The organism is Mesorhizobium sp. M1322 (assembly GCF_040318085.1).
In the GTDB taxonomy this organism is placed as follows: Bacteria; Pseudomonadota; Alphaproteobacteria; order Rhizobiales; family Rhizobiaceae; genus Mesorhizobium.
In genome coordinates, this window is sequence record NZ_JAMYLP010000076.1 from 13,401 (window position 1) to 28,401 (window position 15,001).

Annotated in this window: 19 protein-coding genes; 13 read left to right on the forward strand and 6 right to left on the reverse strand. The window is 61.9% G+C overall.

Annotated features, from left to right (window positions below; genetic code table 11):
- Positions 1 to 254 precede the first annotated feature (254 nt).
- Complete coding sequence (locus NKH12_RS23085; protein ID WP_352955253.1) at positions 255 to 992, forward strand: DUF4336 domain-containing protein; 738 nt, start codon at positions 255 to 257, stop codon at positions 990 to 992.
- A 20-nt stretch (positions 993 to 1,012) separates the two neighbouring features.
- On the opposite strand, the gene NKH12_RS23090 is transcribed toward NKH12_RS23085, so the two are convergent.
- The 6 genes from NKH12_RS23090 to NKH12_RS23115 all read right to left on the reverse strand — a co-directional run bounded on the left by NKH12_RS23090 (position 1,013) and on the right by NKH12_RS23115 (position 5,403).
- Entirely contained in the window at positions 1,013 to 1,438 is a 426-nt protein-coding gene (locus NKH12_RS23090; protein ID WP_352955254.1) for a hypothetical protein, read from the reverse strand.
- Complete coding sequence (locus NKH12_RS23095) at positions 1,435 to 2,766, reverse strand: recombinase family protein (protein ID WP_352955255.1); 1,332 nt, start codon at positions 2,764 to 2,766, stop codon at positions 1,435 to 1,437. Before NKH12_RS23095 ends, NKH12_RS23090 begins: the two co-directional genes overlap by 4 nt.
- Complete coding sequence (locus tag NKH12_RS23100; protein WP_352955256.1) at positions 2,763 to 3,200, reverse strand: DUF2924 domain-containing protein; 438 nt, start codon at positions 3,198 to 3,200, stop codon at positions 2,763 to 2,765. The genes NKH12_RS23095 and NKH12_RS23100 overlap by 4 nt, the downstream gene beginning before the upstream one ends.
- Before the next feature lie 193 nt (positions 3,201 to 3,393).
- The gene (locus tag NKH12_RS23105) at positions 3,394 to 4,740 is read right to left on the reverse strand and encodes a phage/plasmid primase, P4 family (RefSeq protein ID WP_352955257.1); all 1,347 of its coding nucleotides are present in this window, start codon (positions 4,738 to 4,740) and stop codon (positions 3,394 to 3,396) included.
- Positions 4,740 to 4,949, reverse strand: a complete 210-nt coding sequence (locus NKH12_RS23110; RefSeq protein ID WP_352955258.1) for a helix-turn-helix transcriptional regulator — start codon at positions 4,947 to 4,949, stop codon at positions 4,740 to 4,742. Before NKH12_RS23110 ends, NKH12_RS23105 begins: the two co-directional genes overlap by 1 nt.
- A gap of 127 nt (positions 4,950 to 5,076) precedes the next feature.
- Positions 5,077 to 5,403: a hypothetical protein gene (locus NKH12_RS23115; RefSeq protein WP_352955259.1), complete on the reverse strand. Its 327-nt coding sequence runs from the start codon at positions 5,401 to 5,403 to the stop codon at positions 5,077 to 5,079.
- 797 nt (positions 5,404 to 6,200) lie between these two features.
- Between NKH12_RS23115 and NKH12_RS23120 the strand changes: the two genes are divergently transcribed.
- The 12 genes from NKH12_RS23120 to NKH12_RS23175 all read left to right on the forward strand — a co-directional run bounded on the left by NKH12_RS23120 (position 6,201) and on the right by NKH12_RS23175 (position 14,891).
- Entirely contained in the window at positions 6,201 to 7,526 is a 1,326-nt protein-coding gene (locus NKH12_RS23120; RefSeq protein WP_502910834.1) for a site-specific DNA-methyltransferase, read from the forward strand.
- A 243-nt stretch (positions 7,527 to 7,769) separates the two neighbouring features.
- On the forward strand, positions 7,770 to 8,210 hold the full coding sequence (locus tag NKH12_RS23125; protein WP_352955261.1) for a hypothetical protein: 441 nt from the start codon (positions 7,770 to 7,772) through the stop codon (positions 8,208 to 8,210).
- Positions 8,207 to 8,563 (forward strand): hypothetical protein, encoded by a 357-nt coding sequence (locus tag NKH12_RS23130; RefSeq protein ID WP_352955262.1) that lies wholly within the window; start codon positions 8,207 to 8,209, stop codon positions 8,561 to 8,563. Before NKH12_RS23125 ends, NKH12_RS23130 begins: the two co-directional genes overlap by 4 nt.
- A gap of 226 nt (positions 8,564 to 8,789) precedes the next feature.
- Positions 8,790 to 9,266, forward strand: a complete 477-nt coding sequence (locus tag NKH12_RS23135; protein WP_352955264.1) for a phage terminase small subunit P27 family — start codon at positions 8,790 to 8,792, stop codon at positions 9,264 to 9,266.
- 354 nt (positions 9,267 to 9,620) lie between these two features.
- Entirely contained in the window at positions 9,621 to 11,144 is a 1,524-nt protein-coding gene (locus NKH12_RS23140) for an adenylate/guanylate cyclase domain-containing protein (protein ID WP_352955265.1), read from the forward strand.
- A 343-nt stretch (positions 11,145 to 11,487) separates the two neighbouring features.
- Entirely contained in the window at positions 11,488 to 11,640 is a 153-nt protein-coding gene (locus NKH12_RS23145) for a recombinase family protein (protein WP_352955266.1), read from the forward strand.
- Between the two features lie 86 nt (positions 11,641 to 11,726).
- Positions 11,727 to 11,894, forward strand: coding sequence for a recombinase family protein (locus NKH12_RS23150; protein WP_352955267.1), 168 nt, complete (start codon positions 11,727 to 11,729; stop codon positions 11,892 to 11,894).
- A gap of 508 nt (positions 11,895 to 12,402) precedes the next feature.
- Positions 12,403 to 12,894, forward strand: coding sequence for a DUF6789 family protein (locus tag NKH12_RS23155; RefSeq protein ID WP_352955268.1), 492 nt, complete (start codon positions 12,403 to 12,405; stop codon positions 12,892 to 12,894).
- Positions 12,881 to 13,087 carry a hypothetical protein gene (locus NKH12_RS23160; protein WP_352955269.1) on the forward strand — a complete coding sequence of 69 codons (207 nt, stop codon included), beginning with the start codon at positions 12,881 to 12,883 and terminating at the stop codon, positions 13,085 to 13,087. Before NKH12_RS23155 ends, NKH12_RS23160 begins: the two co-directional genes overlap by 14 nt.
- A gap of 304 nt (positions 13,088 to 13,391) precedes the next feature.
- Complete coding sequence (locus NKH12_RS23165; protein ID WP_352955274.1) at positions 13,392 to 13,514, forward strand: recombinase family protein; 123 nt, start codon at positions 13,392 to 13,394, stop codon at positions 13,512 to 13,514.
- 144 nt (positions 13,515 to 13,658) lie between these two features.
- The gene (locus tag NKH12_RS23170; RefSeq protein WP_352955271.1) at positions 13,659 to 13,853 is read left to right on the forward strand and encodes a DUF982 domain-containing protein; all 195 of its coding nucleotides are present in this window, start codon (positions 13,659 to 13,661) and stop codon (positions 13,851 to 13,853) included.
- A gap of 408 nt (positions 13,854 to 14,261) precedes the next feature.
- Positions 14,262 to 14,891, forward strand: coding sequence for a hypothetical protein (locus tag NKH12_RS23175; RefSeq protein WP_352955272.1), 630 nt, complete (start codon positions 14,262 to 14,264; stop codon positions 14,889 to 14,891).
- The last annotated feature ends 110 nt before the right edge of the window (positions 14,892 to 15,001 follow it).

The window sequence follows — 15,001 nt, forward strand, 5'->3', positions numbered from 1 at the left end:
GCCGCGGCATTGTCTGGCAGTGTCACGGCTCAAAAACGGGATTACCATCGCGCATAAGACGTTGAACTCATGTCAGCTCTTGTTGAATGGCCGGGACCGAGCAATGACCGCCACGAGGCGCAAAGCTGCCGTTGGTATGTTGCAACATAATGATTTGCTTTGGCCAGCAGACGAACCAGGCCGTCACGCAGTTCCCCGGAACAGATGCTCTCGAAGCGTGTTGCGCCAGCTCCAAGCTGAATTGGAGCACAACCATGAAGCCCGAAGACGCCACCTACCCTCCTCTTGATGTCGCCAAGCCTGTCGCCCCTGGGATCTGGATCGTCGACAGCGGACCGCTGAGCGTGATGGGCATTCCAGTCCCGGTGCGCATGACGGTTATCCAGCTCGGGAATGGCGGTCTCCTGCTGCACTCACCAACACGATTCGCTTTTGAGCTGAGAAAGCAGCTCGAGCAGATTGGTCCGATAATGCATCTGGTCGCGCCAAACAATGCACACTGGACCTTCCTCAAGGAGTGGCAGAACCATGTGCAGGGAGCATCGACTTGGGCCGCTCCGGGCTTGCGCCATCGGGCACAGGTCCGCCGGGCTGGCGTCAGGATCGATCACGATCTGGCCGCGGCGGCGCCGGAAGCCTGGTCGAAAGATCTCGATCAGGTTCTCGTTCCAGGAGCCGGTGGGTTCACCGAAGTCGCGTTCTATCACAATAACAGCCGAACTATGGTGCTTACGGATCTAGTTCTGAATCTCGAGCCGGAAAAGCTGCCTTTCATCATCAGGCCGGCGGCGCGCCTCTTAGGCGTCACGGCACCTGTGGGGAAGGCCCCCATTTACCTGCGGATAATCATCAACCGGAAGCATGAGCAGGCGAAGGCGGCCGCGGAGCGCCTCGTGGCTTTCCAGCCAAAGCGCGTGATCTTCAGCCATGGCCGGTGGTTCCACGAGGATGGGACGACATTACTTCGCCAGTCGCTGGCCTGGCTTCTCTGAGGGCGGCGCAGAGAAGATTGTCAGCAGGAAGTAGCCATCAACTCCCGTTGCCGTCCCCATTCGACGGGCAAACCCCTGACGAGCGCCTGGAGCTGAACCCCGATGGACTGCCGTCCGTCGAGTATGGCTTCGACCAGATCGGGCGCGAGCAGCGTCAACTGGAGCACGTGGGATACGAAGGAGCGGTCAAGCCTTTCGGCCGCGGCAAGTTCGATCACTGTGGCGAACTCGCCTGTTTCCAGCATGTGTTTCCACCGGAACGCCCGCGCCAGCGCCCGGATCAAAGTGTTGTCTATGCGTGGCCGTGCTGGGGTCCATTGCTGTGCGCCGGCGGGCGAGATAATGATCTTGCGGCCACCACGCTTGCGCAGGGTCAGCGGCAGATGGACTGTGAGCGATTTGCCGTCAGGGCTGAGTTCGGCATATTTGGCCTCTGATGGCATCATGCGGTCCTCCTGTGCTCCGGCTGCTGTCGCAGCTCCGTCGCGAGGCTGGCCATGCCTTCCGTGCGAAGCCGGATGGAAATGCCCTGGACGGCGACATCCACCCGCTCGACCAGAAGCTGGACGATGCGGGCCTGCTCGGCCGGGAAGAGCTCATCCCAGAGTGGATCCAACTGGACGAGGGCTTCACGAACCTCGGTTTCAGTGATGCTGGAATTGTCCTTTCGCGTGGCCATCCAGGTCTTTACGATCATCTCGGGCGTTCGAACCAGCGCCCGAAGCTGGTCGATGACCGCAGCCTCGATCTCGCCTGCCGGCACACGGCGGACCGGGCATGTCTCCGGTCCGAGCTTCTGCACGCTCGTGGTGACGTAGTAGCGGTAGAGCTTCCCCTTCTTGCGGGTATGGACAGGTGTCATGGCGTAGCCGCTCGGAGCAAAGAGCAGCCCCTTGAGGAGTGCTGGCGTCTGCCTGCGGCTCTGCCCGGCCCGCTTGCTTGGGCTTTCGGCAACAATCGAGCGAACCTTGTCCCAGAGATCTGGTGAGATGATTGGCTGGTGTTCACCGGGATAGCTCGTGCCCTTGTGGACGGCCTCGCCGATGTACACCCGATTGCTGAGGAGCTTGTACAATAGGCCCTTGTCGAAGGCCTTACCGTTCTTGCGTCTAAGGCCCTCCGCATTCAGGGTTCGCGCCAGAATGGTCGCCGAACCGATCAGCAGGAATCGCTCGAAGATCGAGCGCACAATGGCTGCCTCATCCTCTTGGATCAGAAGCTTGCGGTTCTCGACCCGGTAGCCAAATGGAACGTTGCCACCCATCCACATGCCCTTTCGCCTGGATGCAGCGAACTTGTCCCTGATGCGCTCGCCGATGACCTCGCGCTCGAACTGGGCGAAGGAAAGCAGGATGTTCAGCGTCAGCCGGCCCATGGAGGTCGTGGTGTTGAAGCTCTGGGTGATCGATACGAAGGTGACGTTGGTCGCCTCGAACAACTCGACCAGCCGGGAAAAGTCGGTGAGCGCCCGCGAGAGCCGATCGATCTTGTACACCACCACCACGTCGACCAGGCCGGCATCGACATCGCGGAGCAGCCGCTTCAGGCCGGGCCGTTCCAGCGTGGCGCCGGAGATGCCGCCATCGTCATATCGATCAGGCACCAGAACCCATCCCTCAGCCCGCTGGCTGGCGACGTAAGCCTCACAGGCCTCTCGCTGGGCGTCGAGGGAGTTGAACTCCATGTCGAGCCCCTCCTCCGACGATTTGCGGGTGTAGACGGCGCAGCGGAGCTTTCGCACCACCTGCTTTTTGTCGAGTGAGTGCACGTTCATTGCGCCCTCCCCCTCTGGCTCTTCAGGCCGAAAAAGACCAGGCCGTTCCAGCGTGTGCCGGTGATCGCGCGAGCGATTGCCGAGAGCGATTTGTAGGGCCTGCCATCATATTCGTAGCTGTCGGCCAGGACCGTCGCGCAATGCTCCACCCCCTGCCATTCGCGCATCAGCCTGGTGCCGGCGATGGGTCGGTTATCAGAGCTACCGCGCGAGCGGGGCTCTAGATCTTCGGCCAATGCAGCCAGCCGCTTCAGCGTTTCCGGCTTCAGCCCACCACAAGCGAGTTCCTGTACCCGGTAGGCCAGCCTGCTCTCCAGAAACTTGCGATTGTAGGGCGGCGGTTCGGCGGCGAAGAGATCGCGCCACATTCCTTTGAGCGCAACAATGTCCATTGTTCTAATCGCTGCCAACCTGCCTGTCACTTGCTCTGTCATGCCCCGCTCTCCACTGGTTCGAGTTCGATTGCATGACCGCTCTGGTTGGCGGTGAAGTCCACGAAACTATTCTCCCGCTCGCCAGATACTCTGCTTGACTGTCGCGCCCGAAGACGCATGACGCCGGCGGCCAGAATGCTGGCGATTTCCGCGAGGCGCTCGGCGGAGCTCATCCGATCGGGAGACAGGGCATTCATGGGACTTCGCTCGAAGCGCGGGCCTTCAGCCGCAGCCCTCTGATTGCCCGCCTCTGTGCCGTTCGCAGCGCCAGGTATCCACGGGCTTGCAACTCCTGAACGAAAGCGCGCTGGGATCCTTCCTGTTCTGACTGTTCGCGCGCCCAGCTTGACCAAAACCGGTAAAGCTCTGTGCTGCCGATGGAATATCCGACATCGATTTCGCAGCAGCTGACAATGAAGCGTCCTACCGCGTCCTGGTTCTCAAAGTAGAGCTCAGACAGCTCCCTTACGGATGCCGGCGGGCACAGCCCGGTCTCTTGCCAGGCGAGGCAGCCCTGGACCGCCCACGCGAGAATTCCGTCCCTTTCGGCCAGCAGTTTTTCTGTGAGATGCACATCGCGCTCGGCCGCGGAAATCTTCCGGCGAAAAGGAATAATGTGCAGGCGCCGCCTGACAGCCTCGTCGACTCCGTCCAGCACCGGCATCTGGTTTCCGGTGATGATCAGCTTGAACTGCGGTGTGAAGGTCGAGAAATCCTGCCGCATGAGGCGGGCCGCGATCTGGTCACCGCCAGTCAGCGATTTCATGCGGCTCTCGGCAAACCGGGATCGCCTTTCGACTTCGGGTACGAGCACCAGCCGGACATATCTGAGCGCAGCCAGCTCGGTCGGATGGCGGGTCATGTTCGTCGCAGTGAGGAGGTCCGAACCCGACGCGACGGCGTAATCGCCGAGGATCGTCCGCAACGCGTTCGTGAACACCGACTTGCCGTTGCTGCCGGAGCCGAGGAGAAAGAACATGGCGTGCTCGCGTGTCGACCCGGTCAGGCAATAACCGGCAACGCGCTGCAGGTAGCCCTGCAGGTCAGCGTCTCGGTCCGTGATGCTGTCCAGGAAGTCCCGCCACCGCGGGGCAAGCCCCTCGGCAGAAGCCGCCGCCATCCTGGTCATCAGAAGGTCAGGATCGTGGGTGTGGATTTCGCCGGTGACGAGATCGACCGCTCCGCTCAGTGTGTTCAGGAGCCATGGGTTGGCATCCCACCTTTCATCATCGACCATCAGCCGGGCGTCCGAGCGAGCCAGCGCCTCCACGGCCATCACCTTGGCCGCGGACGCAATCCGAACGGCCCCGGCGCTGTCGCTAGCTGCAGCTGCTGCGTTCCGGCAAATTCGACGAATGGACTCCCGGACCGTACAGCGATCCGAGCGCCACCTGCTTCCGTCCCAGATCATCCAGTGACCTGTAGCAAGGGACAGGCGCACATAGCTCTCATTGGCTTCCGCAAACTCAAGAGCCAGGGCGTCGTCGCTCGTCGAAGGGGCCCCCCCCGAGAGCGACACGGTTTTTGGCCGCCCCGCCATCACGCGTCACGCTCTTCATGCGGCTCCGGTTCGGACGGAGAGACCCGGGAGGCCAGTTCGTATTCGACTATGTCCTGGGCCGCGTAAGTTATTCGGCCCCCCAGCCGCAGATAGGCTGGTCCGGCACCCTTCTGCCGCCATCGTTGAAGTGTCCGTCTGCTGATGCCCCACCGTACCGCGAGTGAGCTTTCATCGAGATGGGAATGCATGCCCTGCGCCGCCTTCTGTTGCCTTCGCTGCGCAGATCCTGCCCTCAGACGACGCCGATACAAAAACCGGCCAACAGCGGCCAGCTTCTTTACCGTCAGTTTACCCTAACCTTTTGATTTTTGGGGATCATTGAATGCTTCCGGCCACGACCCGCGCGTCCGGATATATCTTGCGTGGATGGCACCAGCGAAACCGCCATGGCTGTTTTACCCCGGCGACGAGGATTCCCGCGAGGCCGACTTCGGAGATGATTCGAGACCTCTGTGGGAAAAACTCGATCCGGCGGACGGGCTGCCTGCCTGGGAGGCTCTGTTTCACTTCGTAGATCGCGATCGGGCGGCCGAGCTTTTTGAGCTCGACCTCTGTGGCTACAGAGATCTGTCCAACGTCGACCCGCTGTGGTGGCCGGACGAGCGTCGCGAATTCGATGAACAGAATTTTCGTCACCGGCATCGACTCATGAGCCTCAACGCTGAGCTTTTGGGAAAGCTGCGGAGGGGTGAACTCGTGGCCTACGGCTACAGCAACCAGGCTCCCCTGGACGCCCCGCGGCGTCTCATTGCGGCCGAGCGCTGGCAGGATCTCGAACTCGACGCAAAGTCATCGACCGCCTCAGGTCCAGGCATCGAGGTGACGCAGCTCCGCATCTATTTGCCTGGTTCAGCTGGGAGGAGAAGGCCAGATCCAGCACGCAAGAGCCATTCACCGTCAGCCCTTCGCAAGTGGTATGTCGAGCGATTGGAACTCTGCGCTCGAGCAGGCAGGCTCCCGTCTCGGGAGGACGACTACAAGGATGCCAATGCCCACTTCCGAGGCACGATACCCAAGAGAGCGGTCGAGGAACTTCGACGGGAACTGGCTCCCGAAAGCTGGAAGCGAAAGGGCCGAAGGGCTTCGAGATGAGGCGGACCAGGCTGCGAGGCGGAACGCCGTCTAGCCGGCGAGCCCCGTCAAGGGAGGCGAGCTGCGCCGGCGCACCCGGAGATGACGCACGTGACGCTTATGACGCTTGCTTCTGACTATACACCCAGAGATGAGATGAAGTTGCGTAGGCCATTGTTGGGAAGAAGCGGCACAACCGTCACTTCCGTCACTGGGCGGTCATCTCACTCCCGATCCCATTCCCAGCTTGTCGGCTAGTTCGAACAGCTTCGTACAAACGGCGGAAAATGTCGACATTTCATAGACATAGGCGACGTGATATACTTCTCGCGTATCCGGCTCCTCAGCCTAGCTCGTGCAGGGACAAGATGACCAATGGCACGCATCCCAGTCAACGGCTGGACTCTGATCATGACCCGCTGCCTTCCAGGACGGCAAAGAGCGTGGCGGTGGATGCTCCTCGCCTCGCAGTTGAGTACCGTCCTGCCGCGGCTCTGATCCCATACGCGAAGAATGCCAGGACGCACTCGGATGCCCAGGTGGCGCAGATCGCCTCCTCGATCCGGGAATTCGGCTGGACGAATCCAGTCATGGTGGATGGCAAGAACGGCATCATCGCTGGCCACGGCCGGCTGCTGGCGGCGCGCAAGCTCGGTATGAGCACCGTGCCGGTGATCGAGCTCGCCGGGCTGAGTGACGCGCAGAAGCGGGCTTACATCATCGCCGACAACAAGCTGGCGTTGAACGCCGGCTGGGACAATGAACTGCTCGGCCTCGAACTCGGCGATCTTGCCGCGCTTGGCTTCGACCTGTCGCTGACCGGCTTCGACGGACGGGAGATCGCCTCCCTTATCAGCCTGGGCACTTCTGGCCTGACCGATCCCGATGACATCCCCGACGTCCCGGAGCAGCCGGTGAGCATTGCCGGCGATGTCTGGACGCTCGGCAAGCATCGGCTGATCTGCGGCGACAGCACTAATGCGGCAGACGTTGAGAAGGTGCTCGCCGGCATCAAACCACACCTGTTGGTGTCGGATCCACCATTCGGGGTCAACTACGATCCTGCATGGCGCATGCGGCTTGGCATTCCTTCGGAGGGCCTGGCGAAAGGGACAGTCCTGAATGACGACCGGTCTGATTGGCGCGAGGCATGGGCGCTGTTCCCCGGAGACGTGATGTACGTCTGGCACGCGGCCCTTCACTCGGCTTCGGTGGTGACTAGCCTGGAAGCCAGCGGCTTTGCCGTGCGCGCCCAGATCATCTGGGACAAGACGCGGCTGGTCATCGGCCGCGGCGATTACCACTGGCAGCACGAGCCGGCCTGGTATGCCGTCAGGAAGGGCAGGAAAGGCCACTGGGCGGGAGATCGCAAGCAAACCACCGTCTGGGCCATTCCTCATCGAAAGTCCGACACGGGCCACGGCACGCAAAAGCCCGTCGAATGCATGCGGCGTCCTATCGAGAACAACTCCTCACCCGGACAGGCAGTCTATGAGCCGTTCTGCGGCTCTGGAACAACCATCATCGCTGCCGAGATGACCGGCCGCTGCTGTCACGCGATCGAACTGAACGCAGCCTATGTCGACGTCGCGGTGCTGCGCTGGCAGGCGTTTACAGGCAGCATGGCGACCCTGGAGGGCGATGGCCAGAGCTTTGCCGAGGTAAAGCTTGAGCGGATCGGGACCAGGCCATGACCACCAAGACAGCCATCCTGCAGGCGATACGCCACAAATGTCTGGACTGCTGCGTCTATCAACCCGCCGAGGTTCGGGAGTGTCCCGTCAGCACGTGCGGTTTGTGGCTGTTCAGGTTCGGGATGAACCCCGACCCCAGCCGGACCCGCGGCTTCGCCAAATCCCCCGTGTACACGGACCCTTCGGGGCAAGACATGCCTAACTCGAAGGCGAGGCAGCACATCGGAAACGGAGAGAGCTGAGATGGCCCGCCCCAGCCACCAGCCCGATGATTTTCATCGCCGTCAGGTAGAGGCGCTGGCAGGCTATGGTGTTCCGGAGGCGGACATTGCCGGGATGCTCGGTATCGATGCGAAGACGCTGCGCAAACACTACAAACACGAACTGGCCTTTGGCCACACCAAGGCCAATGCAAAGGTGGCGGAGAACCTTTTCCGCAAGGCAACGGGCGAAGGTCGTGAAGCGGTCATCGCGGCGATCTTCTGGCTCAAGGCACGCGGACGCTGGAAGGAGACCTCGGTCAACGAGCACTCAGGCCTGGACGGCAAGCCGATCGAACAGGTGCAGGAGATCCGCCGCATCATCCTTCGCGCCCCGGATCCTGCAAGTTTGGGTAAGACTCCTGCCGGCACGCCTCCAGCCAACAATTCCGTCATTCTCTGGGACGCGGACCGGGCCGAATGAACCCCGATAACGACGCTCCTCTGGAAAACCGGCCACTGAGCTCCAGGGTGGAGGCACTGGCCGGCTTCGGGCTTAGCACGGCCGACATCGCCTGTGTGCTCGCCACAGACGAGCAGGACCTCAAGGCGACCTACGCCCATGAGCTCGAGAGCGGCGCCATCAAGGCCAACGCACGGGTCGCCGAAAGCCTCTACCGCAAGGCGACCGGTGAAGGTCGGGAGGCCGTCACCGCAGCAATTTTCTGGCTGAAGACCAGGGCGCGCTGGAAGGAGACCTCCATCCATGAGCTAGAAGGAAAACGGGACACATCAGTGACCTTCGTGACCACCTATGAAGATATGAAGCTCCTGTAGTGCCTCGCCGGGGGGCGGGTCATATCTCTACAGCTTTTCACCCTGCGACCGGTGCCTCCCCTTTCTTCGAAGAACCGCGAAATTGGCAGGGGGGTAGCGGCGTAACGGCTGGATTGGGAATGGCCAAATACCGGGCCTTTCGGTCTTCCGGCAGCATGATTGCAGCCGCGAAATGGTCGACAAACTCCGGAGCCCATAGCGGCGGTGCGACGGACTGAAAGGAAGCATGATGCGAGGACGCAAGCCAACGCCGACGGCACTGAAAATTGCGCTCGGCAATCCAGGCAAGCGGCCACTCAACAAGCGTGAGCCAAAGCCGGTGACGGCGATCCCGACCTGCCCAGCTCATCTGATGCCAACGGCCAAGGCCGAGTGGAAGCGGCTTGCCCATTACCTCCACGAGCTCGGCATCATCAGCGAACTGGATCGGGCGGCACTCGCTGCCTACTGTCAAGCCTATGGCCGCTGGGTGGAGGCCGAGAAGAAGCTCAAGGAAACCCCTCCCCTGCTGCGGACGCCGGCCGGCTACGTGCAGCCCTCGCCCTGGCTGGCGATCTCAAACAAGAGCGTCGAGCATATGCACAAGTTCATGAGCGAGCTTGGCCTCTCCCCGGTGTCACGCAGCCGGGTGGCGACGACGCATCATATCGGACCCAAGCCATGGGAGTTCACCGGCGAGGACGAGGACGAGTTCTTTACTTGAGCGAGCGGGAGGTCGGGATCGCGCCACTGTCCGACCTCAGCACCTCTAAGCGCGAACGTCTGGTGTGATGCCCGATGCGCGCGTTCGTAGGGCATCCCGCTGTTACATCGCGGTGACAAAAGCACCGCCACGGTGGCGTCAACCGGTTACCAAGGGCAGCAAATATCTCCGGCCTTCTGGGAGTGGCGTGCCAGCGTCCCCAGAGGCTGCGTGGGCGTGTCGCCGGTTGGCTGTTAGCGCGGCGACTGGATCGCTCCACGCCTCGCAAGCGGGATAGCGAAATCTCGTGAAGGCAAGGTCAAGCTGCGTTCTCCGTTCTGAATTGGCGACGGGCGGCGGCTGGGAGCCTCGGCGATGGCGATCCAGCAGGCTTTGGCAGAACACGAGGCGGAGGCGCCCGAGGAAGAGCGGATTCGCTTCCGCATCGGCGTCAACCTCGGCGACGTGATCTGCGAGGAGGACGGCGACCTCTACGGCGACGGTGTCAACATCGCCGCCCGCCTCGAAAGCATCGCCGATCCCGGCGCCGTGGTCGTCTCGGGCACCGCCTACGACCACCTTCAAGGCAAGCTCGACGGCGGCTTCACGCTGCTCGGCGACCTGCGCCTCAAGAACATCGAGCGGCCTGTGCGCGCCTACCGCGTCGAGACCGACGCCAGCGCCTCGGTGGCTGCACCGCCTTCCCTGCCCGCGAAACCCTCGATCGCGGTTCTGCCTTTCACCAACATGAGCGGCGACCCCGACCAGGAATACTTCGCCGACGGGCTGGTGGAGGACATCATCACGGGATTGAGCCGGGTGAACTCCTTCTTCGTGATCGCCCGCAACTCGTCCTTCACCTACAAGGGCCGACCGGTGGACCTGCGCCAGGTCGGGCGTGAGCTGGGCGTCCGCTACGTGCTCGAAGGCAGCATCCGCAGAGCAGGATCGCGGGTGCGTATCAGCGGGCAGCTGGTGGACGCGATCAGTGGGCACCATGTCTGGACCGATCGCTTCGAAGGCGACGTGAGCGACATCTTCGACCTGCAGGACAAGGTGACCGAGAGCGTCGTCGCTGCGGTCGAGCCGAGCATCCGGCTGGAGGAGATCAAGCAAGCGCGCATGAAGCCGACCGACTACATCGGTGCCTACGACCTCTACCTTCGTGCGCTGCCGCGCGTCTACAGCATGACGCGCGACGGCTTCGCCGACGTGCGCCGGCTCACCAACGAGGCGCTCAGCATCGACCCAGGCTTCACCCTGGCGAAGGCACTTGGTGCCTATATCCGCAGCCTGTCAGTGAGTCAGTGCTGGCACGAGCCCGACGATATCCGCGTCGCCGTGCGCATGGCCCGCGAGGTGCTGGCGGACGCGCGAGACGACCCCACGAGCCTACGCTTCGCCGCGCAGGTGATCGCCTACAGCGCCAAGGATTACGAGACGGCGCTGGACACGATCGAACGGTCCCTGCTGCTCAACCCCAATTCGGCGCAGGGCCATACGGGCAGCGGCTGGGTGAACGCACATTCCAGCCGCCCGCTCGTCGCGATCGAGCACTTCCACAGGGCAATGCGGCTGAGCCCGGTCGACCCCGAGAAGGGCATCGCGCTCTCCGGCATCGGGATGAGCTACCTGATGCTCGAACGCTACGAGGAAGCGCTGGCTTGGGGAGAACGAGCGCTGCGCGAGATGCCGAATTACGGCTCGTCGCACCGGGTGGTGATCATGGCGCTGGTCAAACTCAATCGGCTGGACGAAGCGCAGGCGGCGGCGCGGCGGCTGATGGAGGCGTTCCCGACCTACACGCTCGGCCTGCAGAGGCAGATCAACCCGTGGCGGGACAAGGTGTTCGCCGAGCGCTACGTCGAGGCGCTGGGTATTGCCGGCGTGCCGGAGTGATCGTCGCGTTTGCAAAGATGCCCTCTCCTGCGCGTCACGTCCGGCCAGGCGACGCCCCTTGATCCCGCCGCTTCTGGAAGGGTAGTTCTCTGGCCGGCTTGTCCGAGGACTGAGCGCGTAGAGCAGCTGTGAACAGCCGGCGCGTCGACTTCCGGTTTCCACCCTGGCGAGACCCGCCGATGATCCAGACAAATGTCGCCTTCGGGTCAATTTACGTCGTAGAACGCTTGTGATTTGCTCCTCATCCCGGTCGCCTAGTCGGGAGTGCGTCTGATGGAGGAAACCGGCTGGTGCGCCATGCTATCTCGCCAGTGACCGGAAGATTCGTATAATCGCCGGACTGATGGTGCAACGGGTGCCGTTCATCGTTGCCGAACTCGGCGCCGACGCCGATCCATTCATGCTTCACCTGTATCCGGCGCTGGCCGAGAAGGAGCGTCGATTGATCTCTGAGCGGACCAAAGCCGCCCTCGCCTCACGCAAGACCACTGGCTAAAACTCGGTAATCCGACCAACACCGCAGAAGCTGCAGCCAGAGGCCGTAAAATCTCGATCCGGGAAGCTGACAGATTTGCCCAGACCGTGCTGCCGATCATCACCTCCATTCAGCGCTCCGGCATCACCAGCCTGCGTGGCCTGGCCATCGCCTTGAACAACCGCGGCGTTCGCACAGCGCGCAATGGACAATGGCAGGTGTCGAATGTGCGCAACATTTTGGTGCGGCAAGCTTCTGCGAACCTGCTTTTATAGGCGGAAATTTGCTGACCAGCATATCCCATAGCGATCGTTGATGACCGTTCCAAAGCCATCGAGCGGGCGATCACGAATCTGGCGCCTATCCCGGCCGCCGGAACCGCGGTTGCTTGGAAGGCGTGGTGCGCGGCTTAGGCGCCGTTTTCGACGATGTATGTGCCGTCGCTGTCTAAATAGACGAAGTACTCGACGCGATCAGACGCAATCATTTGTGCATTTGTGGCCGGATCAGTCGAAATTTTCACATAAGCCGCCAGCCCCTAATTGACCTCCTGGACTTCCTGCCAGCACGCCTTGCGCGCGGCAGCCCCGTCAAGAACGTCCCGCAGGCGCTCCGCATCCAATGCTCCTGGGAGCTTGGGCACATTCGCAGGCCATTTCAAGCAGCACGTCGGCGCGGGATATGTTGCGCCATCGGCCATGATAGCCTGGCGAAGACGCCGCAGGTACTCGGGAACAATCGCGCCAGACTCCCGTTTGGCAACATCAATTGCGGGATAAGGTGTTGCAGCGGATCGTATCAGGAGCTCTGGCAGGACTTGCCGCCACTTTAGCGATGACCATCGCCATGAGGCGCCTTCATTCGTTGCTGGAGAACCGAGAGCGTTATCCTTTGCCACCCCGCGAGATCGTCGAGCGCGTCGCAATCGCCGGTGACGAACAGGACGCAAGAACGAGCACGCTGCTCGCCCATTTCGGCTTTGGAGCCCTGACCGGCTCGATTTTTGCGTTTTTGCCTATGCGCCGTGGCAGCGGCATCCTTTACGGCCTCGGAGTCTGGGCGCTAAGCTATCTGGGATGGATTCCCGCCGCTCATATCCTTGCTCCCGCCTGGCAGCATCCCGCCCACCGAAATCTTCTAATGCTGGCTGTCCATATCGTCTGGGGCGCGACCCTCTCAAGATCTCTGAGCGAGCTGGAAGCAGCAAGGACCGAAGTGTTTGGTCGGCCCACCGGCCCAAAGGCGGCGATATCGGAAATTCATGAGCCGGGCTGACAGCTCCAATGCCGATCCCTTATGGCTTGACCGCGAGCAGGAGGTCTCGTTCCTTGCGGACCAATCCCAGGTCGACGTCACGATTGTCGGCGCGGGGATCGTAGAACTGCACGCAGCCTGTCTTTTGCAGGATTCGGGGCTGAAGGTAGCAGTTCTCGAAGCGCGAGAAATCCGTCGGCAGGCCACCGGCTGATCCACGGCCAACACCACGTCCCAGCATGGCCTCAAATGCACTTCCCTTATCCGTGATTTTGGCAAGGAAAGTGCAAAGCATTGCGCTGACGTCAATGAAAGCGAAAAACGATATCGCAGCACTTTGCTCTTCTCCTTTGTTTACCTACGGAGACCGTTGCATCCTGTTTGTGTGAGGTCCGCATCGGGCCAGATCAGGACAAAGCCTGCGCCGAGCTGAAGGTCCGCTCACTTGAATCTCACACTAGGCTGTCTCGGTAGAGCCGCGCGCCGGGTTCTCCATCCAACAGTCCGGCATCACCAGCCTGCGTGGTCTAGCCATCGCCCTGAACAACCGTGGCGTTCGAACAGCGCGCAACGGCCAATGGCAGGTCTCTAACGTGCGCAACATTTTGGGGCGGCAAGCTTCTGCGAACTTGCTTTTATAGGCGGGAATTTGCGGAAATTTGCTGACCAGCACGTCCCGATCGAAGCAGCAGGCCCCTGCTCCCGCCTGGAGAAATTCGACGAGACAAAAGTGAAGCCCTGGCCCTGCCATATGCGTTCACTGCACGCGCTTCAGGCGGGCGCTCGTGGATAAAACCATCACTCCGACAATCTGGGGAGCCGCCGAGGAACTCATGGCGTGGGACAGAAAGGGGCCGAAGTGGACGAAAGCGGTCCAATCATGCGTTGACGCGTTCGAGGGCAGAGTGTCCCCCAAGTGGGTACGTGAAGCCTTCGAGGCGGCGGCCAAGGAGGCGAACGTATATCTCTCGCCTGAGTAGGAGGTGTCATGGTTATCCGCTGGTTCGCCCTCCGGTCAACATCGAAACCGAAGTGAAGCGTCATCGGCTTCGGCAGCATCGCATGACAAAGCCGGGAGATCATGACGTAGTCGCCTTAGACCTTCCAGCGAGACGAAAATCGGCTCAATACTCAGCCTGTCGCGGGGTAAGATAGGGAGCCAAGACGACAGGGCGACTATCCCGACCGTGAGCTTGGGTCCCAACCCGGGCTCGGTTCCGTTTACGTAGTGTCCTCACCCTCTGTCGCTCTCATCAAATAATGCGCTCTGTGCAAGCTGGCGCCCCTTAGACAATCATTAGAGAGCGCTAATTTTCTGCTTGATCGATCGCTTCGCCGGCACCAAAATCGTGGTCCTTAAGCTCAAGTGTTCGAACGGGGGATTCGTCATGCCTGACGGCATCGAAATCTACTTCAGTGCGAGCCTGGCGCCGGGTCAGCGCGAAATAGTCGAGCAGTCGATCGCGTCGGCGGCGGAGCGCACGCGTGCGGAGGCCGACGCCGCGCGCCAGCGAGCGGCCGAGAAGGACAAGCTGCATGACGCGATCACGGCGCGCCTTGCGAAGCTGATTCGAGCGGACCCCGGAGTTGCAGAGGCGCTCGAAGGGGTCGGCATGCGGCCATTCAAGGCTAAGGACAGCCTGCGCCTGCTGGGCCCGCCTGGCGGAGGACGCGAACACGTAATCCCTGCGTCGCCGACCGACAGCAGCGTCGAGCACCGGCTTCCTCCCTACGATTTCGCCTGGAGATGGCATCACAACGGAGGGGCCCCTCCGTTCAGCCAGAGCGGCGACCAACGGGGACGCCTCGGCTTGGATGCGCGGGCCGGCGGCGGTGTCGGGGGCGGCGCCAGCCGTTTTGTCCACGCACACATCGGCGTCGGCTGCATCGTGCGGACCGATCGTCCGATCGCCGTCAAGTTGTTCGCGCCCGCTCATCGCGCCATTCCTTCGCCATTGGCGCACGCGGCATTGGTGCGAGCGCCACCTCGGAGGGTGGCCTGGAGACGACTTTTATGAGGGGTGGCGAGGTCATGATGGCGGGCACCTTTCCGTGGTGGCGCAGGCGCGGGAGCAGCCTCTCAGAGAATGCGAGGGGTCGGACTGGCTTCACGAGCGTATTCCCCAGT

Bases quoted from the DNA above. Each gene is read 5' to 3' on its own strand.
- NKH12_RS23085 (WP_352955253.1), top strand. From the start codon at position 255: ATGAAGCCCGAAGACGCCACCTACCCTCCTCTTGATGTCGCCAAGCCT.
- NKH12_RS23090 (WP_352955254.1), bottom strand. From the start codon at position 1,438: ATGATGCCATCAGAGGCCAAATATGCCGAACTCAGCCCTGACGGCAAA.
- NKH12_RS23095 (WP_352955255.1), bottom strand. From the start codon at position 2,766: ATGAACGTGCACTCACTCGACAAAAAGCAGGTGGTGCGAAAGCTCCGC.
- NKH12_RS23100 (WP_352955256.1), bottom strand. From the start codon at position 3,200: ATGACAGAGCAAGTGACAGGCAGGTTGGCAGCGATTAGAACAATGGAC.
- NKH12_RS23105 (WP_352955257.1), bottom strand. From the start codon at position 4,740: ATGGCGGGGCGGCCAAAAACCGTGTCGCTCTCGGGGGGGGCCCCTTCG.
- NKH12_RS23110 (WP_352955258.1), bottom strand. From the start codon at position 4,949: ATGCATTCCCATCTCGATGAAAGCTCACTCGCGGTACGGTGGGGCATC.
- NKH12_RS23115 (WP_352955259.1), bottom strand. From the start codon at position 5,403: ATGCCGGTGACGAAAATTCTGTTCATCGAATTCGCGACGCTCGTCCGG.
- NKH12_RS23120 (WP_502910834.1), top strand. From the start codon at position 6,201: ATGACCAATGGCACGCATCCCAGTCAACGGCTGGACTCTGATCATGAC.
- NKH12_RS23125 (WP_352955261.1), top strand. From the start codon at position 7,770: ATGGCCCGCCCCAGCCACCAGCCCGATGATTTTCATCGCCGTCAGGTA.
- NKH12_RS23130 (WP_352955262.1), top strand. From the start codon at position 8,207: ATGAACCCCGATAACGACGCTCCTCTGGAAAACCGGCCACTGAGCTCC.
- NKH12_RS23135 (WP_352955264.1), top strand. From the start codon at position 8,790: ATGATGCGAGGACGCAAGCCAACGCCGACGGCACTGAAAATTGCGCTC.
- NKH12_RS23140 (WP_352955265.1), top strand. From the start codon at position 9,621: ATGGCGATCCAGCAGGCTTTGGCAGAACACGAGGCGGAGGCGCCCGAG.
- NKH12_RS23145 (WP_352955266.1), top strand. From the start codon at position 11,488: ATGGTGCAACGGGTGCCGTTCATCGTTGCCGAACTCGGCGCCGACGCC.
- NKH12_RS23160 (WP_352955269.1), top strand. From the start codon at position 12,881: ATGAGCCGGGCTGACAGCTCCAATGCCGATCCCTTATGGCTTGACCGC.
- NKH12_RS23175 (WP_352955272.1), top strand. From the start codon at position 14,262: ATGCCTGACGGCATCGAAATCTACTTCAGTGCGAGCCTGGCGCCGGGT.